Raw genomic sequence first — 25146 nt, 5'->3', positions numbered from 1 at the left:
CTTGCTTTGCAGGTTTCATGACGCTGTTTCCCGCCGCAGCAATTGCAGAAGTCTGTGATAAGGAACAAACTTTTTGGAAACCGGGTGATGGTCCGGCCACCGCCTGGGATGAGTTGATTGGCCTCTCCACCCTGCCCGTGTCCCTCGCGTTGCTTGCCCTTGCGGGCATCGCTCTGACCACAAGAAACCGCGCGACCTTCGCAATCGCCGCCGTACTCTGGGCCGGGATCGCCTTTGTCGTTTCGGTTGACCGATACGAAAACGCGCTTGATTATGTGGAAGCCTACGCCCTTGCTGAAGGCTGTCTGGGACCACCCCACTTGTTCATCGGCCTCGCAGTTGCGATATGTGCAGTGATGACTTACGGCGCCCTGCGCCCTCGCACTTAGGAGAAAACAGATGCTCAAAGGCCTCGGCGGTCTTGGCGATATGGCCAAGATGATGAAATCGGCACAGGAACTGCAAACCAAGATGGCGCAGATGCAGGAAGACCTGCACAATGTCATGGTCACCGGCGAAGCAGGCGCAGGTCTGGTGAAGGCAACCGCCTCGGCCAAGGGCGATCTGAAGGCGCTGGATATCGACCCGTCGATCTTCAACGGCGACGACAAGGAAGTGGTCGAAGATCTGATCCTCGCCGCGATCAAGGATGCCCAGGCCAAAGCCGCCGAAAAGGCGCAGGAAGAAATGGCCAGCCTGACCGAAAGCATGGGCCTGCCCAAGGACATTAAACTGCCGTTCTGATACGCCCGGCCTCACGGACAGGATAAGGCGGCCTCGGTGCCGCCTTTTCTTTTACCCATCTCGTGCCCAGCTGCGGTGTAAAACAAAACCTGAACAGCTGCCCTGCCCCCCTTGTACTCGGAGGTCGCAATCAGCCTATATAGCGGAGCAAAGAAGGGCGTTTTAGGCATGATCAAGAACTCAACCACCGATATCGAAGACCTGATTGCCCTGATGGCCAAACTGCCGGGGCTGGGGCCGCGCTCTGCCCGCCGGGCGGTGCTGCACCTGATCCGCAAACGCGCCCTGCTGCTGACCCCATTAGCCGAGACCATGAGCGAGGTAGCCGCCACCGCGCGGGAATGCCTTAACTGTGGCAATGTCGGCACCGGTGATCTCTGCACCATCTGCGAGGATATGACCCGTGCGAACGGCGAACTCTGCGTGGTGGAGGATGTTTCCGACCTCTGGGCCATGGAACGTGCGGCCGTCTTCAAGGGGCGCTACCACGTGTTGGGCGGAACGCTCTCCGCCTTGGACGCGGTCGGTCCGGAGGATCTGCGCATTCCCCGTCTGGTGGACCGGGTGCAGGCCGAACAGGTCAGCGAGGTCATACTGGCGCTCAACGCCACAATCGACGGCCAGACGACGGCACATTACATCGCGGATCAGCTCAGCGGACAAGTCCGCCTGACGTCGCTGGCGCAGGGGGTGCCTATTGGCGGAGAGCTCGACTACCTCGACGAGGGCACCATCACAGCCGCCCTGCGTGCCCGCAAGGACATCTGACTGTCACGACATCTGGTAGAGGCAAGGTCTGCTCGGCCTTCTCCACAGCACCCAACAAACAGGCAATATCAGGCCTGAACAAAGCCCTGTTGCAGCATCGATAGCGCACAGAAATTCAGATGTTCGGGCAGCAGTTTTCCCGGCAATCCGCCAGTGGTCGAGTCTATATTTTCAAGAGAAGAATGGTGGCGTGGGGGAGACTCGAACTCCCGACCTAACGATTATGAGTCGTTCGCTCTAACCAACTGAGCTACCGCGCCGTCGGGGTGCGAGGTACGCCAGCCACGCCCGCACGTCAAGGCGGAAAAGTCAGAAAAATGCAGGGATCGGCATCGAAAGGCGAATTTTTTGTGACGGTCAATTAATAGACCTCCCCGCACCTCATCCTGCCTCGTAAAGTCACCGGGGCAGCATCGCCGACTTCTGTGACTTCCAGACGCAAAAAGACCACGGAACGCAGCACGCACCGTGGTCTTTGCTATCTGACATGCCGCCACTCCGGCGGCCTGTGGATCTTAGAAACGGGGATCGATGTTATCCTCGTCATCATCCTCATCGTCACCACCGGCAGGCAGGTTGAAGAAGCTGTCGGCATCCACAACAGTCTCTTCCTCGGCCGCTTCGGGCTTGTCGTTGCCACCCAGGGTGAAGGTTTCGAGACCTTCGATCGCAGACGGCATGCGTGGCTCCGCGTCCATTTCCAGCGATTGTTCAGTCGACACCAGCTTGCGACGCTCATCATCGCTCATCACGCCACCTTCGGCAGCCTTCTTGGCAGCAGCTTTCTGGACGGCGGCATCCAGCTCGGACTGTTTGCAGAGGCCCAGAGCAACCGGGTCAATCGGCTGGATATTGGCAATATTCCAATGGGTCCGCTCACGGATCGCCTGAATGGTCGGTTTGGTGGTGCCCACCAGTTTCGACACCTGACCGTCCGACAACTCAGGGTGAAACTTCACCAGCCAGTAGATCGAGGCCGGGCGGTCCTGGCGCTTCGACAGCGGGGTATAGCGCGGGCCACGGCGTTTTTCTTCACCAGCAGCAGCCGGATTGAACTTCAGCTTCAGCTTATGCAGCGGATTTTTCTCGGCCTTATCGACCTCTTCCTGCGTCAGCTGGTTATTGGCGACCGGGTCGAACCCCTTGACGCCCGCAGCCACATCGCCATCTGCAATGCCCTGGATTTCCAGCTCGTGCATGCCGACAAAATCGGCGATCTGTTTGAAGCTGATCGTGGTATTGTCCACCAGCCACACGGCGGTCGCCTTGGCCATCAACGGTTTTGCCATGCGCTCATCTCCTTAATAACACGGTTGTCCCAGATACATCTTTCCCGTCGCCTGAAAGAGGCTTCCCCGATTTGGGGCGGTTTCCGTTGTCGGGGAACTTCAATTCTATATAGTCGCGATGTTTCTATAAGGAAAGAGGCGAATGCGCGGGATCAGACAGGCCCTGATGGCGGCCCTTATTGCAGTAACGGGCGTCGGCGTGGCCCTACCGGGCAAGGTCCGTGCCGAAGGCGAGATTGCAGGTGAATTCGACTACTATGTGCTCAGCCTCAGCTGGTCGCCAAACTGGTGCGTGCTGGAGGGGGATGCCAAACGGTCCGAGCAATGCGACGCCCGACATGATCACGGCTGGACATTGCATGGTCTGTGGCCTCAGTTCCACCGCGGCTGGCCGAGCTACTGCCGCACCGCCGAGGCCCCACCCAGCCGGGCCATGAGCCGGGAAATGACGGACATTATGGGCAGCGCCGGCCTCGCTTGGCACCAGTGGAAAAAACACGGCACCTGCTCTGGCCTCTCCGCGCAGGCATATTTCGCACTCTCCCGGCAGGCCTATGCGCAGATCAAACGTCCCGTCGCCTTCCGTAAACTGCAGCAGTCGGTGACCCTGCCTGCCAGTTTGGTCGAGCAGGCTTTTTTGCAGGACAATCCTGACTTGGCCCCCAACACGCTGACCATCACCTGCCGCGACGGTCACATTCAGGAGGCGCGTGTCTGTTTGTCCCGCGACCTGAAACCGGTCCCCTGTGGCCGCGACGTGATCCGTGATTGCACGCAGAAAAATGCAGTATTTGAGCCGATCCGGTAAAGATCACCCCCGGCACCTGGCGACAGCCTCGGCCCACCGACCAGTCCCGGATGCCCCTCGCGCCATAGTGACCCGTTTTGCGCTGCTTTTGTGATACCCTGCGGATACGCACCGGCTTGGGGCGTCACTGATCCGGACTTGTCACGCCCGCCTCCACCTGCCCCCTCGGTGCGCCCTACGCTAATCCGAGAGGAAGGATCATGGAACGTACGATCGGAAATCCCATCAGCTGGCTGGCCAAATCCCTTGGCCTGACCGGCTCTCACGTCTCTGCATCGGTGGATCATCTGGGCAGCGACAAGACTGGCGACATGCCGCGCGTGCTGCAACTGGACATCGCGGATCTGGGCGCTGCCTTGCGGGCGGGCTGGCAGGATTTCACCGCCTGCCGTTCCGATGCCATGGCGCTCGTCTTTCTTTATCCGCTGATTGGCGTTGCCCTGGTGGTTCTCAGCCTGTCGATGAACCTGTTGCCATTGGTGTTCCCGCTGGTTCTGGGCTTTGCGCTAATCGGACCGGTGGCCGCTGTCGGGCTATATGAAATGTCATCGCGCCGCGAGGCCGGGTTCACACCACACTGGATGGACGCCTTTGCGGTGCTGCGGTCTCCCGCGTTCCTGTCGATCCTGATGCTGGGCTTGTATCTCGCGGCACTCTGCATCCTGTGGCTGACGATGGCTGCGGCAATCTACAACCGCACCCTTGGCCCTGAGGCGCCGCAGTCGGCAATGCGCTTCATAGAGGATATTTTCACCACCGCCCCCGGATGGGCAATGCTGGTGATCGGCAGCGCAGTGGGCGCCGCCTTCGCGTTTGCCGCGCTGGCCGTCAGCCTCGTGTCTTTTCCGCTGTTGTTGGACCGCCATGTCGGCCTTCCCATCGCAGTCGCCATATCCCTGCGAGTCGTGCGCCAGAATCTTGTCGTCTCGCTGCTTTGGGGCGTCATCGTCACCGCCTTGCTGATTATTGGTGCGATGCCGATGTTTGCGGGCATGATCGTGGTCGTTCCGGTCTTGGGACACGCCACCTGGCATCTCTATCGTCGTGCCGTTGCATGACACGTGCCAGCGACAACCGCGCCGGCACGATCAGCCCGCGCGGCGGTGCCTACCCCTCGCCGCCAACCTCCAGAACAATCTTGCCGATATGAGCGGAGCTTTCCATCCGTGCATGGGCCGCCGCCGCCTCTTCCAGGGCAAAGGTCTGGTCCATCACCGGCGCAAACTTCCCCGCCTCGATAAGTGGCCAGACGACTTCGCGCAGATCCTGGGCAATCTGCGCTTTGGCCAGATCGCTCTGCGGGCGCAGGGTTGAACCGGTCAGCGTCAACCGCCGCGCCATGATCTGAGCAAAGTTCAACTCCACCTTCGGACCCGACAGAAACGCGATGTGGACCATGCGGCCATCATCCGCGAGCGCACGCACGTTGCGCGGAATATAGTCGCCACCCACCATGTCCAGAATCAGATTGGCACCACCTTCGGTCTTCAATACCTCTACAAAATCCTCGTCCCGGTAATTGATCGCCCGCTCGGCCCCCAGTTTCAGGCAGGCCGCACATTTCTCATCTGATCCAGCGGTCGTGAACACCCGTGCGCCCAGCTGCGAGGCAAGCTGGATCGCGGTTGTTCCAATACCGGATGACCCTCCGTGAACAAGAAACCGCTCCCCGGCCTGCAGGCCCCCGCGGGTAAAGACGTTGGACCAAACGGTGAAACAGGTCTCCGGTAGGCAGGCTGCCTGCTTCATCGACAGGCCCGCAGGTACCGGCAGGCAATGCGCCGCTGGCGTCGCGACATATTCAGCATAGCCGCCGCCCGGCAGTAGCGCACAGACCCGGTCGCCCACAGTCAGCTCGCTGACCCCGGCGCCGATGGCGACCACCTCGCCCGAAGCCTCCAGCCCCGGAAGATCGCTGGCTGTGGGAGGTGGTGCATATTTGCCGGCACGTTGCAGCGCATCGGGGCGATTGACGCCTGCATAAGCGACTTTCAGAACCACCTGCCCATGCCCGGGTGACGGTACCGGGCGTTGACAGGCCTGCAGAACACTTGGCCCACCGGGCTCCTGGATCTCAATCGCGCGCATCATTTCGGTCATTGGCATTCCTCCGCTGTTGTCACTGCCTAGCAAAGGACGCCCACCTGTCATAGGTCCCGCACCACCACGGATCGCTGAAACATTGCGCGCCTCAGCGTCGCGGCGCGGACCAGCTGCCCGGCAGGTCATCGCGGGTGCTCGGCGCCTTGATCTGCTGCGCCAGCCAATTCGGCCCCACCAGCAATGGTTTCAGCAGCGGATTGGACTGTACCTGCGCCTTCAGCTTTTCAAACTGCATAACATTGTCGATCCGACGATCCAGAAACTCCCAGCTCGCTTGATGCTCCAGACTGTCATCCCCCAACCAATACAGAACGGTCGCGGAATAGACCCCGGCAAGCGAGCCGCGTTTGGTGTACCAGTTGATATCCTCAGATCCGTCGCCCAAGGCGTTCCAGATCGCATCCACCGTGCCCCAGATCAACCGAGCTCCGTCGCCAGCGTATGGCGGCAGGGAAAACAGTGTGGTGCCGCGACGCACGGCTTCCTTATCATCAACGACTTCCAGTCTCAGCCGCACAGCACGTGCAATCTTGGCGCGAAACCGCAGGCCAGTCATGTCCTCCTCCGCCAGACGGTCAAGCATCAGCTGATCGCCGCGTCTGTGAAAAGCAACGGCCAGATCCACGGCCCCACGCGGACACAGCGCCTCGGCCAGCGCGGGTGTAATCCCCGCATCCTCGACAGCCGCCGCAAACGTCTGCGCGCTCCAGCCATCAAAGGGCACATGCAACAGTGCCGCATCCAGCAGCTGCCCGATGATATCTCCAGCCTCAGGCTCAGCGCGCGGGTCGGTGTGATCCTCAATCGTCATGGTCTCGCCTTCCGAAATTTCACGTCTTACTAAGTGCAATCGCATCTGTGTGACACCGGATATCTAATGTTACATCGGCAAAATCCACAGGGCCAATCGTCTCACTGGCTCGCCGCCGTCAATCAACCCTGTGGCCCTAACCGCGAACGGGCCCGGTACTGGACAAGCTAGTACGACCTTGCTATATGGCCACTTCCTGCAAATCCTTGCAACTCAACTTAGAAAGGTGGTGAAAACCACATGCAGGTTAGTGTTCGCGACAACAACGTCGATCAGGCGCTCCGTGCCCTGAAGAAAAAGCTGCAGCGTGAAGGCGTCTTCCGTGAAATGAAGCTCAAGCAACATTTCGAGAAGCCGTCCGAGAAAAAAGCGCGCGAGAAAGCTGAAGCGATTCGCCGTGCCCGTAAACTGGCACGTAAGAAAGCACAGCGCGAAGGCCTCCTCTGAGTCCTTTGTCCGCAGTTCTGGACGCAAAATGACGACCCCCGAGGCTCAGCCGCGGGGGTTTGTCGTTTTCGGCCTCCCCATAAATAGCGAGTGCGACAATCCGCCACCTATAAACTTAATATTTTATCGAAAATTACACGTAATGCGTGTGTTCGTTTTGAACAAACTGCGCTAGTGTGGTTAATGCACGGGCAGGCTGACGCGTTTCCCCAGCAGCTGCCCGCTCCATCGGATTTGGAACACCCGATGGTCTAACCCGGAGCAGGCAGCGTCTCCCCCCCATCAGGCGCTTGTCTTACCCCCTTACAACCAAGGCATTTGCCGCTCCGGGTTCCTTCTTCCCAGCCTCATCCGCGCGAAGAAAAAAAGCACGGCACATGTACGCCCGATCCCGGTGAGGTCGCCACGTCAGCTTTGGTCAGTAAATCTTGGGCACATAGAGATCATCAGGCAGCACCCTGCGCTCGTAGTCGGGTTTGTATTCGCGATCCGGAAGCGACACACGCTCACTCGGCACATCGCAATAGGGGATCTTGGTCAGGAGGTGCTCAATACAGTTCAGCCGCTCGCGCTTCTTGTCGTTCCCTTCAACGATATACCAGGGCGCTTCGGGAATATTGGTGCGCTCGAACATGTCCTCTTTTGCCTTGGTATACTGCTCCCAGCGGATGCGGCTTTCCAGATCCATCGGCGACAGTTTCCACTGCTTCATCGGATCATGAATCCGCATGAGAAACCGCAGCTGCTGTTCTTCATCGGTGATGGAGAACCAATATTTCAGCAGGATAATCCCAGACCGCACCAGCATTCGCTCAAATTCGGGCACGTCCTGAAAGAACTGTTCGACCTGATCATCGCTGGCAAAACCCATCACCCGCTCGACCCCCGCCCGATTGTACCAGGATCGGTCAAAAAGCACGATTTCGCCCGCCGCCGGCAGATAGGGGACGTAGCGCTGAAAATACCACTGGCTCTGCTCACGGCGACTGGGCGCAGGCAGCGCCACCACCCGCGCCACACGAGGATTGAGGCGCTGGGTGATCCGCTTAATCACGCCGCCCTTACCGGCGCTGTCGCGGCCTTCAAACAGGATACAGACCTTGGCCCCGGTGTGTTGAACCCAATCCTGAACCTTGATCAGCTCCGCCTGCAGCCGCAGCAGGTTGCGAAAATAGACCTTGCGATCCAGCATCTCTGGATGCTGCGAGCGATAGATCTTGCGCAGCTCCATCGACAGCATCGGCTCGGCGAATTCGATCTCGAAATCCTCGTCCAGCGTGTCCTGAAGTTCGGCGTCCAGCCAGTCAAAAGAATCAGGGTCATGGTCGCTGGTCACGCTAAGGCTCCTTGGTCGGTCAGTGGTCAGTCACGCGGCAGTAGCAGGCGGATGTGATCGTTTCGTGTCACATTGAGGCAAGCGATGAATGCTGTTGTCAGCTCCTCCGTCCCCTGAAAAGGGGTCAGCGCATCCCGCAAGCCACGCGCCAGCCGGATTGGAACAGGGAATCGAATATTGGCAGCGGACGCAAGGGGGCATGGTGCCCGAACGACCGATTACCCGCGATGATCGCTCAAAATCATGTCAGCTGCCTTTTCCGCAATCATGATCGTGGGCGCATTGGTATTGCCACTGGGAATCACCGGCATCACGCTGGCATCAACCACCCGCAAGCCGCCAACCCCGCGCAACCGCAGCGCGCCATCCACCGGGGCCGCCTCCTCCGCCCCCATTCGCAGGGTACAGGTCGGATGAAAGATGGTTGTCCCGATCGCGCCTGCCGACTGCATCAGATCCGCCTCCTCATCGGACCCGCCGCCCGGCTTCATCTCTACCGGCGCGTAGCGCTGCATGGCCTCTTGCCCCATAATAGCCCGCGCCTGCCGGATCGCCGCAACCGCCACCTGACGGTCGCCTTCGGTCGATAGGTAATTCGGAGCGATACGTGGCGCCTTCACGGGATCAGCGCTGGTGATCGCCACCTCGCCCCGGCTCTCAGGTCGCAAGTTACACACGCTTGCCGTCAGCCCCGGAAAATCATGCAGCGGCTGACCAAAAGCCTCCAGTGTCAGGGGCTGGACATGGTATTCAAGATCCGGCGTCGCCAGATCCGGGCGTGAACGAGGAAACGCCCCGAGCTGACTGGGGGCCATCGACATCGGACCGGAACGGCGCATGGCATATTCAGCCGCAATCTTTGCCTTGCCGATCAAAGAATTCGCCAGTGTATTGAGCGTCTTTGCCCCTTTCAACCGCCAGGCGCAGCGCAGCTGCAGATGGTCCTGCAGGTTCTGACCGACCTCAGGCATGTCACGCTGCACCGCAATCCCGTGGTCGCGCAACAGCGCTGCCGGGCCCAGACCAGACAGTTGCAGGATCTGCGGGCTGTTGATGGCCCCCGCCGACAGCAGCACCTCACCCTCCGTCCGCGCTGTTTTCACCGCGCCGCCCTGACTGTATTCCACCCCCACGGCACGGCCATTCTCGATCAGGATGCGCCGGGTGTGGGCGCCGGTCTCTACCTTCAGATTTTCACCAGTCGCTGTGCGCAAAAACGCCTTCGCGGTGTTCATCCGCCAGCCGCTCCGCTGGTTCACCCGGAAATAGCCAACGCCCTCATTGTTGCCGGTATTGAAATCCGTAACTTTCGGCAGGCCCCATTCGGCGGCGGCCTGCATCCAGTCATCCAGTACATCCCAGTGCAGACGTTGATTCTCCACCCGCCACTCGCCGCCGACCCCGTGCATGTCAGAGGAGCCGTCGACGTAATCCTCGGACTTCTTGAAATAGGGCAGCACATCATCCCAGCCCCAACCGGTCAGCCCGCGCTGGCGCCAGCCATCATAATCCGCCGCCTGCCCGCGCAAATAGAGCATTCCGTTGATGGACGAACAGCCGCCCAGAACCTTGCCCCGCGGATAGATCAGCGCGCGCCCATTCAGACCGGCTTCGGCCTCTGTCCGATACATCCAATCGGTGCGCGGGTTGTTGATGCAATAAAGATATCCCATCGGGATGTGCACCCAATGGTAGTTGTCTTTGCCACCCGCTTCTAGCAGCAGCACCCGCTGACCTGCCGCACTCAACCGGTTGGCCAGCACGCAGCCCGCGCTGCCTGCTCCGACAATGATATAATCCCAGCTCATACATCTCCACCCGCGACAATCCTGCCGTCTTGTTCTGCCGGGGCAGTCTTTCCCAGATCCCCTCGCCTGACAAGCCACGCGAAGACCCGCGCGGGCACGTGTATCAGACCGGCAGCGCCGTGGTTTTGAACACCGTGCGCAGCGCAAAGGAACTTTGCATCTGGGCCACACCAGGCAGTCGCGTCAGGTGCTGGCGATGGATGCGGGCAAAATCATCCGTGTTTTCAGCCACCACCTTCAGAATGTAGTCCGCAGTGCCTGCCATCAGATGACACTCCAGCACATCCGGGATCCGCGCCACTGCCTTTTCAAAGGCATCCAGCAACTCATCCGCCTGGCTTTGCAGCGTGATCTCCACAAAGACGGTTGCCGGCAGGTTCATCTTGCGCGCATCCAAGAGAGCGACGTAATTACGGATATATCCATCTGCCTCCAGCCGCTGCACGCGCCGGTGACAGGCCGATGCAGACAGATTGACCTGCTCGCTGAGCTCTGCATTCGAAATCCGCCCCTGCTTCTGCAACACCTGCAAGATGCGACGATCCGTGTGATCAAGTGACATATCGTGAAAGATCCTTCGATGAAGGTCGAACTTATTCGAAGAACCTTCGATATGCACCTTTTTATTTTGCCTAAAAAAGCAGCAAATCTCACCCTTTCTGCGGCACAATAGCGCAAGCATGTAGGAGGAGTGATTACATGAAAATCGGATGCCCCACAGAGATCAAGCCGCAGGAATTCCGCGTCGGCATGACGCCGGACGCCGCTCGTGAAGCCGTAAACCATGGTCATACCGTCCTGATTCAGGCCGGTGCCGGGATGGGCGCAGGCTTCACTGACGAAGACTATACCACCGCAGGTGCCGCAATCATCGACACCGCAGAAGAAATCTTTGCCACCGCCGACATGATCGTCAAGGTGAAGGAACCCCAGGCGGTTGAGCGAAAGATGCTGCGCGAAGGTCAGCTGCTGTTCACCTACCTGCACCTGGCCCCCGATCCGGAGCAGACCCGCGACCTGCTGGACTCCGGTTGCACCGCGATTGCTTATGAAACCGTGACCGACGACCGTGGCGGTCTGCCTCTGCTGGCCCCGATGTCCGAAGTTGCCGGCCGTCTGGCACCGCAAGTTGGCGCCTATACCCTGCAAAAGGCCAATGGCGGTCGTGGCGTCCTGATGGGCGGCGTCCCCGGCGTGGCCCCGGCCAAAGTCGTGGTGATCGGCGGCGGTGTCGTTGGCACTCACGCAGCCAAGATCGCCGCTGGCATGGGCGCGGATGTCACCATTCTCGACCGTTCCTTGGCCCGCCTGAAATATCTCGACGATGTCTTTGGTCGTGACTTCAAGAACCAGTACTCCACCGCAGGGGCCACCGCTGAGCTGGTGCGTGATGCAGACATGGTGATCGGCGCGGTTCTGATCCCCGGTGCTGCTGCGCCAAAACTGGTGTCTCGCGCACAACTCAGCGAGATGAAGCCCGGCGCAGTCCTCGTGGACGTTGCCATTGACCAGGGCGGCTGCTTTGAAACGTCGAAGGCCACCACCCACGCCGACCCGATCTATGAGGTCGACGGCATCATGCACTACTGCGTGGCCAACATGCCGGGCGCCGTTGCCCGTACCTCGACGCAGGCCTTGGGCAACGCGACCCTGCCATTCCTGCTGAATTTGGCCAACAAAGGCTGGAAGCAAGCCTGCGCTGACGATCCGCATCTGCTGAACGGCCTGAACGTCCATGCTGGTAAGCTGACCTATTTCGCGGTCGGCAAAGCCCTCGGCATCGACGTCGTCTCCCCACAACTGATGATCAAGTAACGCCTCCCGAACACTTGGCATCAGCCAGCGCAAGGCCTCGCAGACGCGGGGCCTTGTCTCGTTTTTGGGGGACGGGAAAAAAGTTACGACCTCCACTAGACAATCGGTCTAATGAGCTTATGTCTACCAACATGAGTGACACCCGACTGCATATTCTGGATACTGGACGCACCCTGACAGCGCAGCGTGGCTATACCTCCGTCGGTCTGACGGAGCTGTTGGCGACGGCACAGGTGCCCAAGGGGTCTTTCTACCACTACTTCTCCTCCAAAGAGGACTACGGCTGCGCCCTGCTGCGCCATTACGTGGAGCAGTACCGGATTGAGCTGGCGCCAACGCTGAACAACCCGTCGCTGACAGGGCGCGATCAGGTGCTGTCCTATGTCACCGCCTGGCAAGACCGGCAGAGCTCAGACATGGCCGGTCAAAAATGCCTCATCGTCAAACTGGCCGCTGAAATCGCGGATCTCTCCCCGGCGATGCGTGGCATCCTGCAACAGGCCGTCGAAGGCATTACTGCCCGGCTCGCCGACTGCCTGCGTAAAGGTCAGCAGGACGGCTCTCTCAGCCCGGACGTCGACCCCGTCCAGACTGCAACATCCCTCTATCAGATCTGGCTTGGGGCCAGCCTGATGGCCCATCTGTCGCAAGACAGCACCCCGTTTGACACCGCCATGGTCCAGACCCGGACCATGCTTCCCCCGCCCCGGCAAACCTAGCCCGTCAGAGCCGTTCTGGCGCAAATGGGTGCCGTCAAAAAAATTTACCGATCACTAGACGATCGGTCTAATCCCTTCAGAAAAGGATCTAAACATGACACAGACATCCACCACCAACCGCCAGTTCGTCCTCGCCGAACGCCCCAAGGGAGAGCCGACAGACAGCACCCTGCGCCTGGAAACCACCGAAGTACCCACCCCGGGTGAAGGCCAGATGCTGCTGCGCAACGAGTATCTGTCGCTGGACCCATATATGCGTGGCCGGATGAGCAGCGCGCCCTCTTATGCCGCCCCTGTCGAAATCGACGAAGTCATGGTTGGCGGCACCGTGGCCGAGGTCGTCACCTCCAACGTCAAGGGATATGAAAAAGGCGACTGGGTCGTCGCATTCGGCGGCTGGCAGGACTACACGCTGTCGGACGGCACCGGCGTGATCAACATGGGCAAGAACCCGCAGAACCCCTCCTGGGCGCTTGGCGTTCTGGGCATGCCGGGCCTCACCGCCTGGGCGGGTCTCACTCAGATCGGCCAGCCCAAAGAAGGCGAAACACTGGTTGTCGCAGGCGCCAGCGGCCCGGTTGGCGCAACTGTCGGCCAGATCGGCAAGATCCTCGGCCTGCGCGTCGTGGGCATCGCCGGTGGGGCCGAGAAATGCCAGCACGTCATCGACACATTGGGCTTTGACGCCTGCATTGACTACAAGGCAGACGGCTTTGCTGACGACCTCGCCAAGGCGGTTCCGGATGGCATCGATATCTACTTTGAAAACGTCGGCGGCGCCGTCTTTGACGCGGTGATGCCACTCCTCAACCCCTCTGCCCGCATCCCGCTCTGCGGCCTGATTTCCCAATATAACGCCACCGCCCTGCCCGAAGGCCCCGACCGGATGAACTATCTGATGGGCCAGCTGCTGCGCAAACGCATCACCATGCGCGGCTTCATCGTCTTTGACGATTTCGGTCATCTCTACCCGGAATTTGCCAAGCAGATGACCGGCTGGGTGCAGGATGGCAAAGTGAAATACCGCGAAGAAATGATCGAAGGCCTGGAACAAGCGCCTGCAGCATTCGTTGGTCTCTTGAGAGGCGAAGCGTTTGGCAAGCGTGTCATCCACCTCGCCGACTGATCTGAACTCCAAAAACAAAGGAGACCCGAGATGAAAATCCTGATGGTTCTCACCTCCCACGACGAACTGGGCGACACGGGCGAAAAAACCGGCTTCTGGCTGGAGGAATTCGCCGCGCCTTATTATGTGCTGAAAGACGCAGGCGCCGACATCACACTGGCCTCCCCCAAAGGGGGCCAACCCCCGCTTGATCCCAAGAGCGATGACGAAAGCGCCCAGACCGATGCCACCCGCCGGTTCAAGGTAGATACCGCCGCGCAGGATGCCTTGGCCAATACCAAACGGCTGGCAGAAGTCAAAGATGATGGCTTTGATGCGGTATTCTACCCTGGTGGTCACGGTCCTCTCTGGGATCTGGTCGAAGACGCCGACAGCCGCCGCCTGATTGAGGCCTTCGCGCACAGCGACCGTCCCGTCGGCGCGGTCTGCCACGCCCCGGCCGTGTTCCGCCACACCAAGGATGCGGATGGCGCGCCGCTGGTGCAAGGGAAGCGTGTCACCGGCTTCTCCAACAGCGAAGAAGACGGCGTCGGCCTCACCGATGTCGTGCCCTTCCTGGTGGAGGACATGCTGGCTCAGAATGGCGCCACCTACGAAAAAGGTGACGACTGGGCCTCCTTCGCCCTTACCGACGGCAAGCTGGTCACCGGCCAGAACCCCGCCTCCTCGGAAGAGGCCGCCAAACAGCTGCTCGCCTTGCTCTGAAGCCGTCGGCCTGAATAGACGACATCAAAAGACAAAGGCCGCCCAGCACTTATGCGGGCGGCCTTTTCAGTAAGCGATGAATGCGCGATCAGATCGCGGCGTTCATGCTTTCTTCCAGATAGATCTCGCGCAGGCGCTTGGCGATCGGGCCCGGTGTGCCATCGCCCAGCGCCACGCCGTCGATCTCAACCACCGGCATCACAAAGGCGGAGGCCGAGGTGGTAAACGCCTCATCCGCCTCTTTCGCTTCCTCAATGGTGAACAGGCGCTCTTCGATCTTCATCTGCGCCTCTTCTGCCATGCGCAGAACCGCCTTGCGGGTAATGCCGTGCAGGATGTCATTGGTGAGCGGACGGGTGACGATCACGCCATTCTTCACGAAGTAAGCGTTGTTGGAGGTCCCTTCAGTCACATGACCATCTTCGATCATCCAGGCGTCATCGGCCCCGGCCTTCTTGGCCATCATCTTGCCCATGGACGGATAGAGCAGCTGCACGGTCTTGATGTCGCGACGACCCCAGCGAATATCCTCGATCGAGATGATCTTGGCACCCTTCTTGGCCGCTGGGCTATCCGCCAGGCCGGGTTTGTTCTGCGTGAACAATACGATTGTGGGTTTGGTATCCGCCGAGGGGAAGACAAAATCACGATCCCCATCCGAGCCACGTGTGACCTGCAGATAAACCAGACCTTCCTCAATCTCGTTCAGCGCGACCAGCTTACGGTGGATCTCCAGCAGCTCTTCCTTCGAGCAGGGTTCCGCCATCTCCAGCTCATCCAGCGACCGTTTCAAACGCACGGCATGGCCTTCAAAATCAATCAGCTTTCCGCCCAGAACCGAGGTCACCTCATAGACGCCATCAGCCATCAGAAAGCCGCGGTCAAAGATCGAGATTTTGGCGTCCCCTTCGGGCAGGTAGTCGCCATTTACATATACGGTACGGGTCATAGTTCTCTCCTTAGCCCCACAAGGCCGCTTTGGGCGGGTGCACGCCGTCTGCGTCAAAATCCAACGGTTCCTCGCGGTCTTCGGCCAACAGAAGCGGTCCGTCAAGGTCTGTGACCACCGCGCCCTGTGCCACAAGTGTCGCAGGCGCCATGGCCAGCGAAGATCCGACCATACAGCCCACCATCACCTCAAAGCCTTGCGCGAGCGCCGCATCGCGCAATTTCAGCGCTTCGGTCAGACCGCCGGTCTTGTCCAGCTTGATATTGATGACATCGTATTTACCCTCAAGTGCTGCGAGGCTCTCGCGGTCATGACAGCTTTCATCTGCACAGACAGGCACTGGCCGCTCCATCCCCAGCAACGCAGCATCCTCACCCGCAGGGAGAGGCTGTTCTACAAGATCAACACCCAAACGCACCAGATGCGGGGCCAGATCGGCGTAGACCTCGGCGCTCCAGCCTTCGTTGGCATCAACAATAATGCGGGCCTCCGGGGCACCGGCGCGCACGGCTTCCAGACGGGCCATGTCATCAGCGGTGCCCAACTTGATCTTCAACAACGGGCGATGGGCATTCTTGGCGGCCTGCGCCTGCATGTTTTCAGGGCTGTCCAGCGACAGCGTATAGGCGGTGATTTCCGGCTTTGGTTCTGGCAGACCTGCCAGCTCCCAGACACGCTTGCCAGCCTGCTTCGCCTCCAGATCCCAGAGCGCACAATCGACCGCATTGCGCGCAGCCCCCGCAGGCAAAAGCGATTGCAGCTCTGCGCGATTGAACGTCTCTGGCAGACCTTCGATCTCGGCCGTCACACTCTCCAGCGTCTCGCCATAGCGCGCGTAGGGCACACATTCACCACAGCCGGTCACGCCGTCCTGTATGATACGCACGGTCAGCACCTTGGCCTCGGTGCGTGATCCGCGGGAAATGGTAAAGACCTGCGCCAGCTTGAAAGTATCGGGTGTCACGCTGATCTGCATATGTCTCTCCATCACTGCGGTTGTGGTCTTTTTCAAAAGAGCCAGATAAGGCTCAGGGCGCGCCCGTGGTGCCGAGCGCCCCATTGTCATCTTTCCAAAAATACTCCCGCCGGAGGCTCCGGACCCTTCGGCCCACCCTCGGCGGCAGCAGGGGTTAGATCACACAGCGTCCAGCGCGTCCACCAGGCGGCCTGCTCCGTGGCGATAGGGGTCCACCGCAGGCAGCCCCATACGGGCCTCAACTTCAGCGAGATAGGATTTCGCTTCATCTTCGCTCAGATGCTGGGTGTTGACCGAGATACCGACCACTTTGCAGTCTGGATTGGACACCTGCGCCAGCGGCAGCGCCGTATCGCGCAGTTGTTCAAGGGTCGGCAGCTTGTAGCCCGGCAGACCGCGCATATGCTCACGGGTCGGCTCATGACACAGGATCAGCGCATCCGGCTGGCCACCATGCACCAGCGCCATGGTCACACCGGAATAGGACACGTGAAACAATGAGCCCTGCCCCTCGATCAGATCCCAGTGATCGTCCTCATTATCCGGGGTCAGATATTCGATCGACCCTGCCATGAAATCCGCGATTACCGCGTCCAACGGTACCCCGTGGCCGGTGATCAGAATACCCGTCTGACCCGTCGCGCGGAAGGTCGACTTCATGCCGCGTTTCTGCATCTCGGCATCCATCGCCAAGGCTGTATACATTTTGCCCGCTGAACAATCGGTGCCAACAGCGAGGCAGCGTTTGCCGCTGCGCTTTACCCCATTGGCGATCGGATAGCCAACGGTTGGCACGCGCACATCATGCAGGGTGCCACCATGGGTCTGGGCTGCGGCCACCAGATCACCTTCGTCCCGCAGCAGATTGTGCAGACCGGACGCCAGATCATAGCCCATCTCAAGGGCCGCAATCAGCACCTCTTTCCACGCAGGAGAGATCACACCGCCCCGGTTGGCCACACCGATCACCAGCGTTTTGGCACCCGCCGCCTTAGCCTCGGCCAGCGTCATGTCGGCCAGCCCCAGATCGGCACCACAGCCCGGCAGGCGGATCTGGCCCACGGCGTGGTCCGGACGCCAATCGCGAATACCGATGGCCACCTTGGCGGCCAGCATATCGGGCGCATCGCCCAGGAACAGCAGATATGGGGTCTCGATCATGGCGGGGCCTCCTCAGTAAAAGTCGAGTTCCGCGCGAGTGTAAGAGAGGCCCCATGCGAGAGGATCCCGAATTCTGCGCAACATCTGAAAATTGACGCATGAATCTTCGAATTTTGCACGTGATGTCAGCAGATCCTCCCGGTCATAGATAATATACGCCCGTTCCTTGCTTGTGATCTCACTCAGGTCGGTCCTCACAGTGACTGTTTCTGCGCGCGCAATGCTGCATCTGCACAAAAGACTTGCGGGTCACGTTGCAATTTAATAACAAAACAACAATCGATTACGACATATCATTACCCAGAGGTCGCCAACATGAGCTTTCGCATCCAACCTGCCGCCCCGGCCCGCCCGAACCGCTGTCAACTGTTTGGCCCCGGCTCCAACACCAAGCTGTTTCCCAAAATGGCGGCCTCCGCAGCAGATGTGATCAACCTCGACCTCGAGGATTCGGTCGCGCCCTCGGACAAGGACGTGGCCCGCGCCAATGTGATCGAGGCCCTGAACACCGTCGACTGGGGCAACAAATACATCTCCGTGCGGATCAACGGGCTGGATACGCCCTATTGGTACCGCGATGTGGTCGATCTGCTGGAGCAGGCGGGCGACCGGTTGGACCAGATCATGATCCCCAAAGTGGGCTGCGCCGAAGATGTCTATGCCGTTGACGCCTTGGTCACGGCGATTGAACGCGCCAAGGGCCGATCCAAACCCATATCCTTCGAGGTGATCATCGAATCTGCCGCCGGCATTGCCCATGTTGAAGCCATCGCCGCCTCCAGCCCCCGCCTGCAGGCAATGAGCCTGGGTGCGGCGGATTTTGCCGCCTCGATGGGCATGCAGACCACCGGCATCGGCGGCACGCAGGAGGATTATTACATGCTGCGCGCGGGCGAAAAACACTGGTCCGACCCCTGGCACTGGGCGCAGGCCGCCATTGTCGCTGCCTGCCGCACACATGGCATTCTGCCGGTCGATGGTCCGTTTGGGGATTTCTCCGACGACGAAGGCTACATCGCCCAGGCCAAACGCTCCGCCACGCTGGGCATGGTGGGCAAATGGGCCATCCACCCCAAACAGATCGCACTGGCCAATCAAGTTTTCACCCCCTCGGATGAGGCAGTAGGTGAGGCGCGCGAAATCCTCGCCGCTATGGAGCAAGCCAAGGCCAATGGCGAAGGGGCCACTGTCTACAAGGGACGTCTGGTCGATATCGCTTCCATCAAACAGGCAGAGGTGATCGTGGCCCAATCGGAGCTGATCGCCCAGAACGGCTAATGATTTGTAAAACCGGGGGTGCGACAGTGCCCCCGGAAGAACAATGATCCGTCAAGATGTAGACAAAGGCAGGCGAAGCACATGGTCGATCTCACCCTGATTCATACTGCCGAAGTCCATGTCGCCAGCTTCGATGCGCTGGCGGGCGCAGCAAAGCTGCATCATATCGTCCGTCCCGACTGGCTGGAACAGGCACAAGACGGCATCGACGACGCGCTTCGCCGGGAAATCACCGCCGAAATCCAGCGCCTGACCGGCCCTGTCCTCTGCACCTGCACCACATTGGGCGAGTTGGCCGAAAGCGCCGGCGCCACCCGGCTCGACTGGCCGATGATGCAGGCCGCAGCGCAGATCGGCGGGCCGGTGCTGATTGCTTATTGTCTGGAAAGCACCCGCGCACCCTCAACCGCCCTGTTGGAGCGCGCCTTCAGCGACCTCGGCAAATCAGCGGAAATCCGCACTCTGCCTCTGACCGGTCTCTGGCCACATTTCACCGCAGGCGATACCGATCTGTTCCATAAACAGATCGCCACCTGGGTCAGCACCAGCCTCGCCTTGGTGGCCGATACCTCCTGCGTGGTGCTGGCGCAGGCCTCCATGGCCGGAGCTGCCGCCCTGATTGAGACAGAGATCCCGGTGCTGGCCTCCCCCGCCATCGCCATGCAGAACCTCACAGGCGCGGACTGACGTCAGCCCCGTCACCTTTCCCAAAATACTCAAAAGACGCCGCCCCGGCTTTCAGGCCCGCATATCCTTGGGCGATCCCATCACCACATAGGTGGTGATTGAGGTCACATAGGGAGATGTCCCCAGAATGTCGGTATGAAACTGCTTGTAGCTGGGCAGATCCGCACATTCGACCCGCAACAGATATTCGATGGTTCCGGTGATATTGTGGCACTCCACGACCTCCGGCGCCCGCCGCATGGCCACCTCAAACGCCTCTTGCGCTTCTTTGGTATGCTCGCCCAGACCCACCCCAATGTAGGTGACGAAGCCAACGCCCATCGCCTGCCGGTTCAACACCGCACGATATCCGGTGATGATTCCGCTGCGCTCCAGCTCCTGCACCCGACGCAGACAGGCAGAAGGCGACAGCCCCACGCGATCCGCCAGCTCAAGATTGCTGATCCGCCCGTCGCGGTTCAACTCCTGCAATATCCTGTCGTTTATTTGATCCAGCTTCGTCATTTATTGCAAAACATGACGCCAATTCGTAGAAAACGCAATTTCATTCGCTCAAATGCCCTGCATTTTCATCGTCATGACTTACGAACTCTTCCTCGCCCTCGCCGCCTTTGTCTTTGGCACTGTCTTCACGCCCGGACCCAACAATCTGATGCTGATGGCCTCCGGTGCAAATTTCGGCTTTCGCCGCTCACTCCCGCATCTCACAGGTGTTGCGGTCGGTTTTCCGTTGATGATTCTGCCGGTCGGCCTCGGGGTGATGCAGCTCTTTGATGCTTTCCCCGCGCTCACCTGGATTATGACGGCGCTTTCGGTGGCCTATATGCTCTGGCTTGCATGGAAAGTCGCCAATGCGGCGCCTCCCCGTGAAGGCGAGGCACAGGGCACACCGCTGAGTTTCCTGCAGGCCTGCGCGTTCCAATGGGTCAACCCCAAGGCCTGGGCAATGGCCCTTGGCGCGATCACCCTTTATGCAGCCAGCCGCGATGTGACTGCTATTCTCTGGGTATCCGGCACCTATCTGCTGGTGGGCTGTTTCTCGGCCTCGACCTGGACATTGCTGGGCCAGCAGCTGCGACGGCTGCTGACCCGCCCCGCACAGTTGCGGGCTTTCAACTGGACCATGGCCGCCCTGCTTCTTGCGTCGCTGGCCGCGATCCTGCTGCAGCGCTGAGCGTCACTTCAGCGGCAGGCAGATCTCCGTCAACAACTCCTCCGGTGCGACCTGATGTGGATCATTGAGATAGATCTCATAGCAGGGCGCATCGGCGGGTTCCTCGCCCGACTGTGGCAACCACGCTCCAAACAGATCGCCATAGGCGGCATGAATGCCGGAATACGGTCCCTTATAGGTCATCACCGCAGTCTTGCCGCCGGGAAGAGTCACCACCTCCATACCCTCAGGCAGGGCAACCCCCTCGGCCATGCTGGCCCCGGCATAGCTGCGCAGCTCGGCATCGGGGACCGTATCAGGACTGTCGAGATAGACACCGATCATCTGGCGCATCTGCGGCCAGAGATTCCGCGCCGTGCATAGCGCTGAAAACGCCTCAAAGCTACGGCCGATCTCGCTATAGGCCCCCTTATGAGCCAATGCAGCCAGGGTGCGGGCGGGTTCAGTCCGAATAATGGTGGGGTACATGGGGTCTCCTTGGGACATCAGGGTGGGATTGGGCGGCAGAAGACGGCCCTTCCTGCGAAAGGCCGCGGGCGACGCCCCATAAGCTTCGGCAAAGACACGCGCAAAAGATCGGGTATTGGGATACCCCGCCGCGCGACCGATGCTCTCGATCGGAGCTGCGCCCTGTACCAGCGCTGTTGCGGCCAGATGCAACCGGATCCGGCGCACCGCCTGCGCGCAGGTCTCACCGGTCAGGGCGCGAAACACCCGATGCCAGTGAAACCGCGACATCGCCGCAACATCCGCCAGCGCATCCAGCGACAGATCCCCCTCCGGGTTGTCGTAGATATATCCCAGCACCCGCAGAATGCGGTTCTCATAAGAGCTGCTCATGGAAAACGTCCCTCTTCTGACCCGATTTGGATGCCATAGTAGCACTTCACAAATCTTGCTGAGTTGCATCCGTCGGCCCTTGGGGCCATATATCGGGCAAACCGCTCGAGTGAGACGACATGACCCAGTACATGGATTTTGAAAAACCGTTGGCCGAAATCGAAGGCAAAGCGGAAGAACTGCGCGCCCTGGCACGGGCAAATGAAGAGGCTGATCTGACCGATGAGGCCGCCGCCCTGGATGCGAAGGCGGCGCAGCTGCTGATCGATCTCTACAAGGATCTGACACCCTGGCGGAAATGTCAGGTGGCCCGTCACCCGGAGCGCCCCCATTGCCGCGACTATATCGACGCGCTGTTCACAGAATATACACCGCTGGCCGGCGATCGGAACTTTGCCGATGATCTGGCTGTGATGGGTGGGTTGGCCCGCTTCAACGATCAGCCTGTGATGGTGATCGGCCATGAGAAAGGCTCCAACACCAAGGCACGTATCGCCCATAACTTCGGCATGGCCCGTCCCGAAGGCTACCGCAAGGCAATCCGCCTGATGGAAATGGCCGGCCGGTTTGGTCTGCCCGTGGTGACATTGGTCGATACCGCAGGCGCCTACCCCGGCAAAGGGGCCGAAGAGCGTGGCCAGTCCGAGGCCATCGCCCGTTCAACCGAAATGTGCCTGAAAATCGGCGTACCGCTGATCTCCATCATCATTGGTGAGGGCGGCTCTGGCGGTGCTGTGGCCTTTGCCACTGCCAACCGTGTGGCGATGCTGGAACATTCCGTCTACTCCGTGATCAGCCCCGAAGGCTGCGCCTCGATCCTGTGGAAGGATGCCGAGAAAATGCGCGAGGCCGCAGAGGCCCTGCGCCTCACCGCCCAGAACCTCAAGGAGCTGGCCGTGGTGGACAAAATCATCCCCGAGCCGCTGGGTGGCGCCCATCGCAATGCCGAAGCCGCCTTCGAGGCGGTGCGCGACGCACTGGCCGACATGCTGGCAGAGCTGGACGGCAAGGACGCCGCGGCCCTGATCAAGGACCGCCGCCAGAAGTTCCTGGACATCGGCTCCAAGGGGTTGGCGGCGTAACCTCGCACACAACATTCTGATCTGAATGCGAAACCTCGGCCTCTTGGCCGGGGTTTTTCTATTCGTGTCCCGTCAGTGAAGGTCCGCTTCGGAACAATTGACCGATTCTGCGCATTTGACTGGTAGATGCCCTTTCCCGGGGTCAGGAGCACTATCATGTTAGACCATCTAAAATCAGGGCTCGCAAATCGCACCCTGCCCTCGCAGCAAACCCGCGATGAGATCCTGGACCAGATCAACCCGGATGACTTTTCCTGGGCAATACCCATCATGCGTGCAGGCTACGGTGGTCGGGCGCTGGTCTATCTGACGATTGCCGGCACATCGCTTTGGTCGATCTGGCAGGGAGGAGAGGCAAAGGGAACCACTGCGGCCTTGGAGTGGCTGGACGGCGGATGGGGCACGATCGTTCTGCTATTCATCATTCTTGGGCTGGCGGCCTACGCACTCTGGCGTGTTGTCGACAGCATCTGGGATCTCGAAGCCTATGGCAGGGGCATGAAAGGGCTTGTCGCCCGCACAGCCATGATCGTGACAGGTCTCATTCATCTCGTCATGGCGGGCCTTGCCGTCACCGTTCTAATCGATCACCAATCTGAGGGCAGTTCCGGCGGCGGGACGCTTACTGAGCTTGCAGCGTCTTCAACTGGCACAATGCTTTTGGGCGCAGTAGGTCTTCTGACCCTAGGCGCAGCCGGCTACTACCTTCATAAAGCATGGGACGAAGGCTACCGGGTACACCTCAGGGCCAATCAGCTCACCCGACGCCTCAATACCCTGCTGAAGATGGGGGTCGCCGCGAACGGCGTGGTGATTGGCGTTATCGGAGCGCTGATCTTAAAGGCCGCCATGTCGGCCTCAGCCGAAAATCCAGACGGTATCGGCAGTGTCTTTGACTGGCTGCAGGAGCAGGTTTTTGGGCAGATCCTTGTCACGGCTCTCTGCCTCGGCCTTCTAGGCTTTGCCCTGTTCTGCTGGATAAATGCCCTGTACCGCGTTGTGCCCAAGGCCAGCCAGAGCGGCACGGAGACCTTGGGCGATGCGCTTGGCGATAACTGACGACACGCCCTACCCCGCCAGCATCCGCAGCCCCTGCGTCACATCTGAACGCACTGCCAGTCGCAACCCCGGTTCATCCCCCGCCTTGAGCGCGGCAATGATCAACTTGTGATTCTGCGGCGGCTCGGTCCGCCGCAACCGACCATAAAGCGCCCGCATCGTCGGCCCCAGCTGCAACCAGACGGTCTCCGCCATCGCCAGCATGGCCGGCGCCTGTGCCCGCAGATACAGCGTTCGGTGAAATTCCAGATTGGTGCGGAGATAACCGACAGCATCCCGCTTGGAGATCATCTCGGCAACATTGCTGTTGATGCTCTGCAACCGGTCGATCAGCGCGATATGCGCGCGCGGCAGGGCACGGCTGGCCAGCTCGACCTCAATCAACGCCCGCAAGGCTGCCAGTTCCTCAATCCGCTCGTTTGTCAGCTCCGGCGTAGAGACCCGCCCAGAAGACGACAGGAACAAGGCTCCTTCGGCCACCAGCCGCCGCACCGATTCGCGGGCGGGCGTCATCGACACATCAAACTCACGACCAATCCCCCGCAGCGTCAGCGCCTCCCCCGGTGCCATCTCACCGTGCATGATCCGGGTACGCAATGCGCGGTAGACACGGTCGTGGGCAGAGCCCGTGGGCGGCTCAACAGTCGGGCGAATGGGGTTGGATGCAGGATCGGACATGGCGGTGTTGTGATCACAAATCCCGATCAGGTCAACCGGTACCACTCGCCGAACACAGGCCCGCCGCCCCAACACCGTCAGAAACGGTAGCGATGCAACTGATTGCCCTCGCGGCGCAGCCACTCTCTCGCGCCGTCGTAGTTGCCATATAGCTGCCGGACGGTGGCCCAGAATGCGGGCGAATGATTCATCTCCGCCAGATGGGCCACCTCATGCGCGGCGACATAGCGCAGCACCTCAGACGGTGCCAGGATCAACCGCCAGGAGTACATCAGCGCCCCGTCTGACGAACACGACCCCCAGCGCGATCGAGTATCCCGCAGGCTGATGCGGCTGTAGGGCCGTCCCAGCGCCGCTGCATAGTGATCAGAGGCGGCCGCCAGCCTGTCGCGCGCCAGCTCCTGCAGATACCGCTGAATCCGGCGCCCGGGCTTTGCCCCGCTGGCGGCACCCGGTACAGTCAACTGGTCCAGGTCCAACAGCACTCTGCGTCCGCGCCCGGAAACCACATGCCGTGGCTGGCCATCAATCGGCAGCACGCAGCCATAATCCACGTCGATGCACTCGGGATGCTGTGCAAGGTGATCGCGAATCCAGCCTTCCTTTTCCCGCGCGAAATCCAGCGCTTCGCGATCCGGAACCCGTGAGGGCAGCGTCAGCGTCACCCGACCATCCAGCCCAGAGATACGCAAACTGATCCGCCGCGCCCGCGCAGAGCGGCGCAGCGTCAGTGGAACCGGCGGGTCTCCGGGCAGGTGATGATCAGCCATGACGGCCTCCCCT

28 protein-coding genes and 1 tRNA gene are annotated in these 25146 nt (G+C 60.3%); 15 read left to right on the top strand and 14 right to left on the bottom strand.

The window, feature by feature from the left end:
* Window positions 1–17: 17 nt before the first annotated feature.
* The 3 genes from INHI_RS0119210 (at window position 18) to recR (ending at window position 1512) form a co-directional block, all read left to right on the top strand.
* Window positions 18–389, top strand: coding sequence for a hypothetical protein (locus INHI_RS0119210; protein ID WP_036767198.1), 372 nt, complete (start codon window positions 18–20; stop codon window positions 387–389).
* Window positions 390–399: 10 nt separating this feature from the next.
* Window positions 400–744, top strand: a complete 345-nt coding sequence (locus INHI_RS0119205) for a YbaB/EbfC family nucleoid-associated protein (protein WP_027248612.1) — start codon at window positions 400–402, stop codon at window positions 742–744.
* A gap of 168 nt (window positions 745–912) precedes the next feature.
* Window positions 913–1512, top strand: coding sequence for a recombination mediator RecR (gene recR / locus INHI_RS0119200; RefSeq protein WP_014875909.1), 600 nt, complete (start codon window positions 913–915; stop codon window positions 1510–1512).
* Between the two features lie 183 nt (window positions 1513–1695).
* Here recR and INHI_RS0119195 read toward each other — a convergent pair.
* Both INHI_RS0119195 and INHI_RS0119190 read right to left on the bottom strand, forming a co-directional pair.
* Window positions 1696–1772: transfer RNA gene (locus INHI_RS0119195), tRNA-Met, on the bottom strand.
* 255 nt (window positions 1773–2027) lie between these two features.
* Window positions 2028–2801 (bottom strand): DUF1013 domain-containing protein, encoded by a 774-nt coding sequence (locus INHI_RS0119190; RefSeq protein WP_014875910.1) that lies wholly within the window; start codon window positions 2799–2801, stop codon window positions 2028–2030.
* A 142-nt stretch (window positions 2802–2943) separates the two neighbouring features.
* Between INHI_RS0119190 and INHI_RS0119185 the strand changes: the two genes are divergently transcribed.
* Both INHI_RS0119185 and INHI_RS0119180 read left to right on the top strand, forming a co-directional pair.
* Window positions 2944–3609: a ribonuclease T2 family protein gene (locus INHI_RS0119185; protein WP_014875911.1), complete on the top strand. Its 666-nt coding sequence runs from the start codon at window positions 2944–2946 to the stop codon at window positions 3607–3609.
* Window positions 3610–3809: 200 nt separating this feature from the next.
* A complete protein-coding gene (locus INHI_RS0119180; RefSeq protein WP_027248611.1) occupies window positions 3810–4667 on the top strand; it encodes a DUF2189 domain-containing protein in 858 nt (285 codons plus the stop codon).
* A 49-nt stretch (window positions 4668–4716) separates the two neighbouring features.
* Here INHI_RS0119180 and INHI_RS0119175 read toward each other — a convergent pair whose 3' ends face one another.
* Window positions 4717–5709, bottom strand: coding sequence for an NAD(P)H-quinone oxidoreductase (locus tag INHI_RS0119175; RefSeq protein ID WP_027248610.1), 993 nt, complete (start codon window positions 5707–5709; stop codon window positions 4717–4719).
* 91 nt (window positions 5710–5800) lie between these two features.
* The gene (locus INHI_RS0119170) at window positions 5801–6523 is read right to left on the bottom strand and encodes a COQ9 family protein (RefSeq protein ID WP_027248609.1); all 723 of its coding nucleotides are present in this window, start codon (window positions 6521–6523) and stop codon (window positions 5801–5803) included.
* A 240-nt stretch (window positions 6524–6763) separates the two neighbouring features.
* Between INHI_RS0119170 and rpsU the strand changes: the two genes are divergently transcribed.
* Window positions 6764–6970 (top strand): 30S ribosomal protein S21, encoded by a 207-nt coding sequence (rpsU, locus tag INHI_RS0119165; protein WP_005614280.1) that lies wholly within the window; start codon window positions 6764–6766, stop codon window positions 6968–6970.
* Between the two features lie 418 nt (window positions 6971–7388).
* Here the strand turns inward: rpsU and ppk2 are convergent, their stop codons facing one another.
* The 3 genes from ppk2 to INHI_RS0119150 form a co-directional block, all read right to left on the bottom strand.
* Window positions 7389–8306, bottom strand: a complete 918-nt coding sequence (ppk2, locus tag INHI_RS0119160) for a polyphosphate kinase 2 (protein ID WP_014875915.1) — start codon at window positions 8304–8306, stop codon at window positions 7389–7391.
* Window positions 8307–8524: 218 nt separating this feature from the next.
* Entirely contained in the window at window positions 8525–10114 is a 1590-nt protein-coding gene (locus tag INHI_RS0119155; protein WP_027248608.1) for a GMC family oxidoreductase, read from the bottom strand.
* Window positions 10115–10217: 103 nt separating this feature from the next.
* On the bottom strand, window positions 10218–10676 hold the full coding sequence (locus INHI_RS0119150; RefSeq protein ID WP_014875917.1) for an Lrp/AsnC family transcriptional regulator: 459 nt from the start codon (window positions 10674–10676) through the stop codon (window positions 10218–10220).
* 137 nt (window positions 10677–10813) lie between these two features.
* Here INHI_RS0119150 and ald point away from each other — a divergent pair, with 137 nt between their 5' ends.
* From ald to INHI_RS0119130, 4 genes are all read left to right on the top strand, one after another.
* Window positions 10814–11929: an alanine dehydrogenase gene (gene ald / locus INHI_RS0119145; protein WP_014875918.1), complete on the top strand. Its 1116-nt coding sequence runs from the start codon at window positions 10814–10816 to the stop codon at window positions 11927–11929.
* A 131-nt stretch (window positions 11930–12060) separates the two neighbouring features.
* Window positions 12061–12648 (top strand): TetR/AcrR family transcriptional regulator, encoded by a 588-nt coding sequence (locus INHI_RS0119140; RefSeq protein ID WP_231739837.1) that lies wholly within the window; start codon window positions 12061–12063, stop codon window positions 12646–12648.
* A gap of 94 nt (window positions 12649–12742) precedes the next feature.
* Entirely contained in the window at window positions 12743–13774 is a 1032-nt protein-coding gene (gene curA, locus INHI_RS0119135) for an NADPH-dependent curcumin/dihydrocurcumin reductase (protein WP_014875920.1), read from the top strand.
* 30 nt (window positions 13775–13804) lie between these two features.
* On the top strand, window positions 13805–14479 hold the full coding sequence (locus INHI_RS0119130) for a type 1 glutamine amidotransferase domain-containing protein (RefSeq protein WP_027248606.1): 675 nt from the start codon (window positions 13805–13807) through the stop codon (window positions 14477–14479).
* Between the two features lie 88 nt (window positions 14480–14567).
* Here the strand turns inward: INHI_RS0119130 and INHI_RS0119125 are convergent, their stop codons facing one another.
* The 3 genes from INHI_RS0119125 to dgcN all read right to left on the bottom strand — a co-directional run bounded on the left by INHI_RS0119125 (window position 14568) and on the right by dgcN (window position 17565).
* Entirely contained in the window at window positions 14568–15428 is an 861-nt protein-coding gene (locus INHI_RS0119125; RefSeq protein WP_027248605.1) for a D-amino-acid transaminase, read from the bottom strand.
* Window positions 15429–15438: 10 nt separating this feature from the next.
* On the bottom strand, window positions 15439–16404 hold the full coding sequence (dgcA, locus tag INHI_RS0119120; RefSeq protein WP_014881178.1) for an N-acetyl-D-Glu racemase DgcA: 966 nt from the start codon (window positions 16402–16404) through the stop codon (window positions 15439–15441).
* A 159-nt stretch (window positions 16405–16563) separates the two neighbouring features.
* Window positions 16564–17565 (bottom strand): N-acetyltransferase DgcN, encoded by a 1002-nt coding sequence (gene dgcN / locus INHI_RS0119115; RefSeq protein ID WP_014875924.1) that lies wholly within the window; start codon window positions 17563–17565, stop codon window positions 16564–16566.
* Between the two features lie 315 nt (window positions 17566–17880).
* On the opposite strand from dgcN, the gene INHI_RS0119105 reads away from it, so the two are divergent.
* Together INHI_RS0119105 and INHI_RS0119100 are read left to right on the top strand one after the other, a co-directional pair.
* The gene (locus INHI_RS0119105) at window positions 17881–18843 is read left to right on the top strand and encodes an L-malyl-CoA/beta-methylmalyl-CoA lyase (RefSeq protein WP_027248603.1); all 963 of its coding nucleotides are present in this window, start codon (window positions 17881–17883) and stop codon (window positions 18841–18843) included.
* An 81-nt stretch (window positions 18844–18924) separates the two neighbouring features.
* Complete coding sequence (locus INHI_RS0119100; protein ID WP_027248602.1) at window positions 18925–19530, top strand: hypothetical protein; 606 nt, start codon at window positions 18925–18927, stop codon at window positions 19528–19530.
* Between the two features lie 51 nt (window positions 19531–19581).
* Here INHI_RS0119100 and INHI_RS0119095 read toward each other — a convergent pair whose 3' ends face one another.
* On the bottom strand, window positions 19582–20034 hold the full coding sequence (locus INHI_RS0119095) for an Lrp/AsnC family transcriptional regulator (protein WP_027248601.1): 453 nt from the start codon (window positions 20032–20034) through the stop codon (window positions 19582–19584).
* A gap of 73 nt (window positions 20035–20107) precedes the next feature.
* On the opposite strand from INHI_RS0119095, the gene INHI_RS0119090 reads away from it, so the two are divergent.
* Window positions 20108–20704: a LysE family translocator gene (locus tag INHI_RS0119090; protein ID WP_173677682.1), complete on the top strand. Its 597-nt coding sequence runs from the start codon at window positions 20108–20110 to the stop codon at window positions 20702–20704.
* Between the two features lie 3 nt (window positions 20705–20707).
* On the opposite strand, the gene INHI_RS0119085 is transcribed toward INHI_RS0119090, so the two are convergent.
* Entirely contained in the window at window positions 20708–21544 is an 837-nt protein-coding gene (locus INHI_RS0119085) for an AraC family transcriptional regulator (RefSeq protein ID WP_014881182.1), read from the bottom strand.
* Window positions 21545–21663: 119 nt separating this feature from the next.
* Between INHI_RS0119085 and INHI_RS0119080 the strand changes: the two genes are divergently transcribed.
* Together INHI_RS0119080 and INHI_RS0119075 are read left to right on the top strand one after the other, a co-directional pair.
* Window positions 21664–22626, top strand: a complete 963-nt coding sequence (locus INHI_RS0119080) for an acetyl-CoA carboxylase carboxyltransferase subunit alpha (RefSeq protein ID WP_027248599.1) — start codon at window positions 21664–21666, stop codon at window positions 22624–22626.
* Window positions 22627–22782: 156 nt separating this feature from the next.
* The gene (locus tag INHI_RS0119075) at window positions 22783–23685 is read left to right on the top strand and encodes a DUF1206 domain-containing protein (RefSeq protein WP_027248598.1); all 903 of its coding nucleotides are present in this window, start codon (window positions 22783–22785) and stop codon (window positions 23683–23685) included.
* A 9-nt stretch (window positions 23686–23694) separates the two neighbouring features.
* Here INHI_RS0119075 and INHI_RS0119070 read toward each other — a convergent pair whose 3' ends face one another.
* On the bottom strand, window positions 23695–24363 hold the full coding sequence (locus INHI_RS0119070; RefSeq protein WP_027248597.1) for a GntR family transcriptional regulator: 669 nt from the start codon (window positions 24361–24363) through the stop codon (window positions 23695–23697).
* Between the two features lie 77 nt (window positions 24364–24440).
* Window positions 24441–25133, bottom strand: coding sequence for a M48 family metallopeptidase (locus INHI_RS0119065; protein WP_027248596.1), 693 nt, complete (start codon window positions 25131–25133; stop codon window positions 24441–24443).
* Window positions 25134–25146: the final 13 nt, after the last annotated feature.

This window comes from Phaeobacter inhibens DSM 16374, from assembly GCF_000473105.1.
GTDB classification, from domain to species: domain Bacteria; phylum Pseudomonadota; class Alphaproteobacteria; order Rhodobacterales; family Rhodobacteraceae; genus Phaeobacter; species Phaeobacter inhibens.
This window is presented reverse-complemented; position numbering and strand designations above follow the sequence as displayed.

What these genes read in the sequence shown, in the direction of transcription:
- INHI_RS0119070 (WP_027248597.1), bottom strand. Translation starts at nt 24,363, where the DNA reads ATGTCCGATCCTGCATCCAACCCCATTCGCCCGACTGTTGAGCCGCCC.
- INHI_RS0119095 (WP_027248601.1), bottom strand. Translation starts at nt 20,034, where the DNA reads ATGACGAAGCTGGATCAAATAAACGACAGGATATTGCAGGAGTTGAAC.
- INHI_RS0119150 (WP_014875917.1), bottom strand. Translation starts at nt 10,676, where the DNA reads ATGTCACTTGATCACACGGATCGTCGCATCTTGCAGGTGTTGCAGAAG.
- INHI_RS0119085 (WP_014881182.1), bottom strand. Translation starts at nt 21,544, where the DNA reads ATGAGCAGCTCTTATGAGAACCGCATTCTGCGGGTGCTGGGATATATC.
- INHI_RS0119205 (WP_027248612.1), top strand. Translation starts at nt 400, where the DNA reads ATGCTCAAAGGCCTCGGCGGTCTTGGCGATATGGCCAAGATGATGAAA.
- INHI_RS0119185 (WP_014875911.1), top strand. Translation starts at nt 2,944, where the DNA reads ATGCGCGGGATCAGACAGGCCCTGATGGCGGCCCTTATTGCAGTAACG.
- INHI_RS0119190 (WP_014875910.1), bottom strand. Translation starts at nt 2,801, where the DNA reads ATGGCAAAACCGTTGATGGCCAAGGCGACCGCCGTGTGGCTGGTGGAC.
- INHI_RS0119100 (WP_027248602.1), top strand. Translation starts at nt 18,925, where the DNA reads ATGGTCGATCTCACCCTGATTCATACTGCCGAAGTCCATGTCGCCAGC.
- ald (WP_014875918.1), top strand. Translation starts at nt 10,814, where the DNA reads ATGAAAATCGGATGCCCCACAGAGATCAAGCCGCAGGAATTCCGCGTC.
- INHI_RS0119175 (WP_027248610.1), bottom strand. Translation starts at nt 5,709, where the DNA reads ATGACCGAAATGATGCGCGCGATTGAGATCCAGGAGCCCGGTGGGCCA.
- INHI_RS0119140 (WP_231739837.1), top strand. Translation starts at nt 12,061, where the DNA reads ATGAGTGACACCCGACTGCATATTCTGGATACTGGACGCACCCTGACA.
- recR (WP_014875909.1), top strand. Translation starts at nt 913, where the DNA reads ATGATCAAGAACTCAACCACCGATATCGAAGACCTGATTGCCCTGATG.
- rpsU (WP_005614280.1), top strand. Translation starts at nt 6,764, where the DNA reads ATGCAGGTTAGTGTTCGCGACAACAACGTCGATCAGGCGCTCCGTGCC.
- INHI_RS0119125 (WP_027248605.1), bottom strand. Translation starts at nt 15,428, where the DNA reads ATGACCCGTACCGTATATGTAAATGGCGACTACCTGCCCGAAGGGGAC.
- INHI_RS0119155 (WP_027248608.1), bottom strand. Translation starts at nt 10,114, where the DNA reads ATGAGCTGGGATTATATCATTGTCGGAGCAGGCAGCGCGGGCTGCGTG.
- INHI_RS0119210 (WP_036767198.1), top strand. Translation starts at nt 18, where the DNA reads ATGACGCTGTTTCCCGCCGCAGCAATTGCAGAAGTCTGTGATAAGGAA.
- INHI_RS0119065 (WP_027248596.1), bottom strand. Translation starts at nt 25,133, where the DNA reads ATGGCTGATCATCACCTGCCCGGAGACCCGCCGGTTCCACTGACGCTG.
- dgcA (WP_014881178.1), bottom strand. Translation starts at nt 16,404, where the DNA reads ATGCAGATCAGCGTGACACCCGATACTTTCAAGCTGGCGCAGGTCTTT.
- INHI_RS0119080 (WP_027248599.1), top strand. Translation starts at nt 21,664, where the DNA reads ATGACCCAGTACATGGATTTTGAAAAACCGTTGGCCGAAATCGAAGGC.
- INHI_RS0119130 (WP_027248606.1), top strand. Translation starts at nt 13,805, where the DNA reads ATGAAAATCCTGATGGTTCTCACCTCCCACGACGAACTGGGCGACACG.
- curA (WP_014875920.1), top strand. Translation starts at nt 12,743, where the DNA reads ATGACACAGACATCCACCACCAACCGCCAGTTCGTCCTCGCCGAACGC.
- INHI_RS0119180 (WP_027248611.1), top strand. Translation starts at nt 3,810, where the DNA reads ATGGAACGTACGATCGGAAATCCCATCAGCTGGCTGGCCAAATCCCTT.
- dgcN (WP_014875924.1), bottom strand. Translation starts at nt 17,565, where the DNA reads ATGATCGAGACCCCATATCTGCTGTTCCTGGGCGATGCGCCCGATATG.
- INHI_RS0119075 (WP_027248598.1), top strand. Translation starts at nt 22,783, where the DNA reads ATGTTAGACCATCTAAAATCAGGGCTCGCAAATCGCACCCTGCCCTCG.
- INHI_RS0119170 (WP_027248609.1), bottom strand. Translation starts at nt 6,523, where the DNA reads ATGACGATTGAGGATCACACCGACCCGCGCGCTGAGCCTGAGGCTGGA.
- INHI_RS0119090 (WP_173677682.1), top strand. Translation starts at nt 20,108, where the DNA reads ATGACTTACGAACTCTTCCTCGCCCTCGCCGCCTTTGTCTTTGGCACT.
- INHI_RS0119105 (WP_027248603.1), top strand. Translation starts at nt 17,881, where the DNA reads ATGAGCTTTCGCATCCAACCTGCCGCCCCGGCCCGCCCGAACCGCTGT.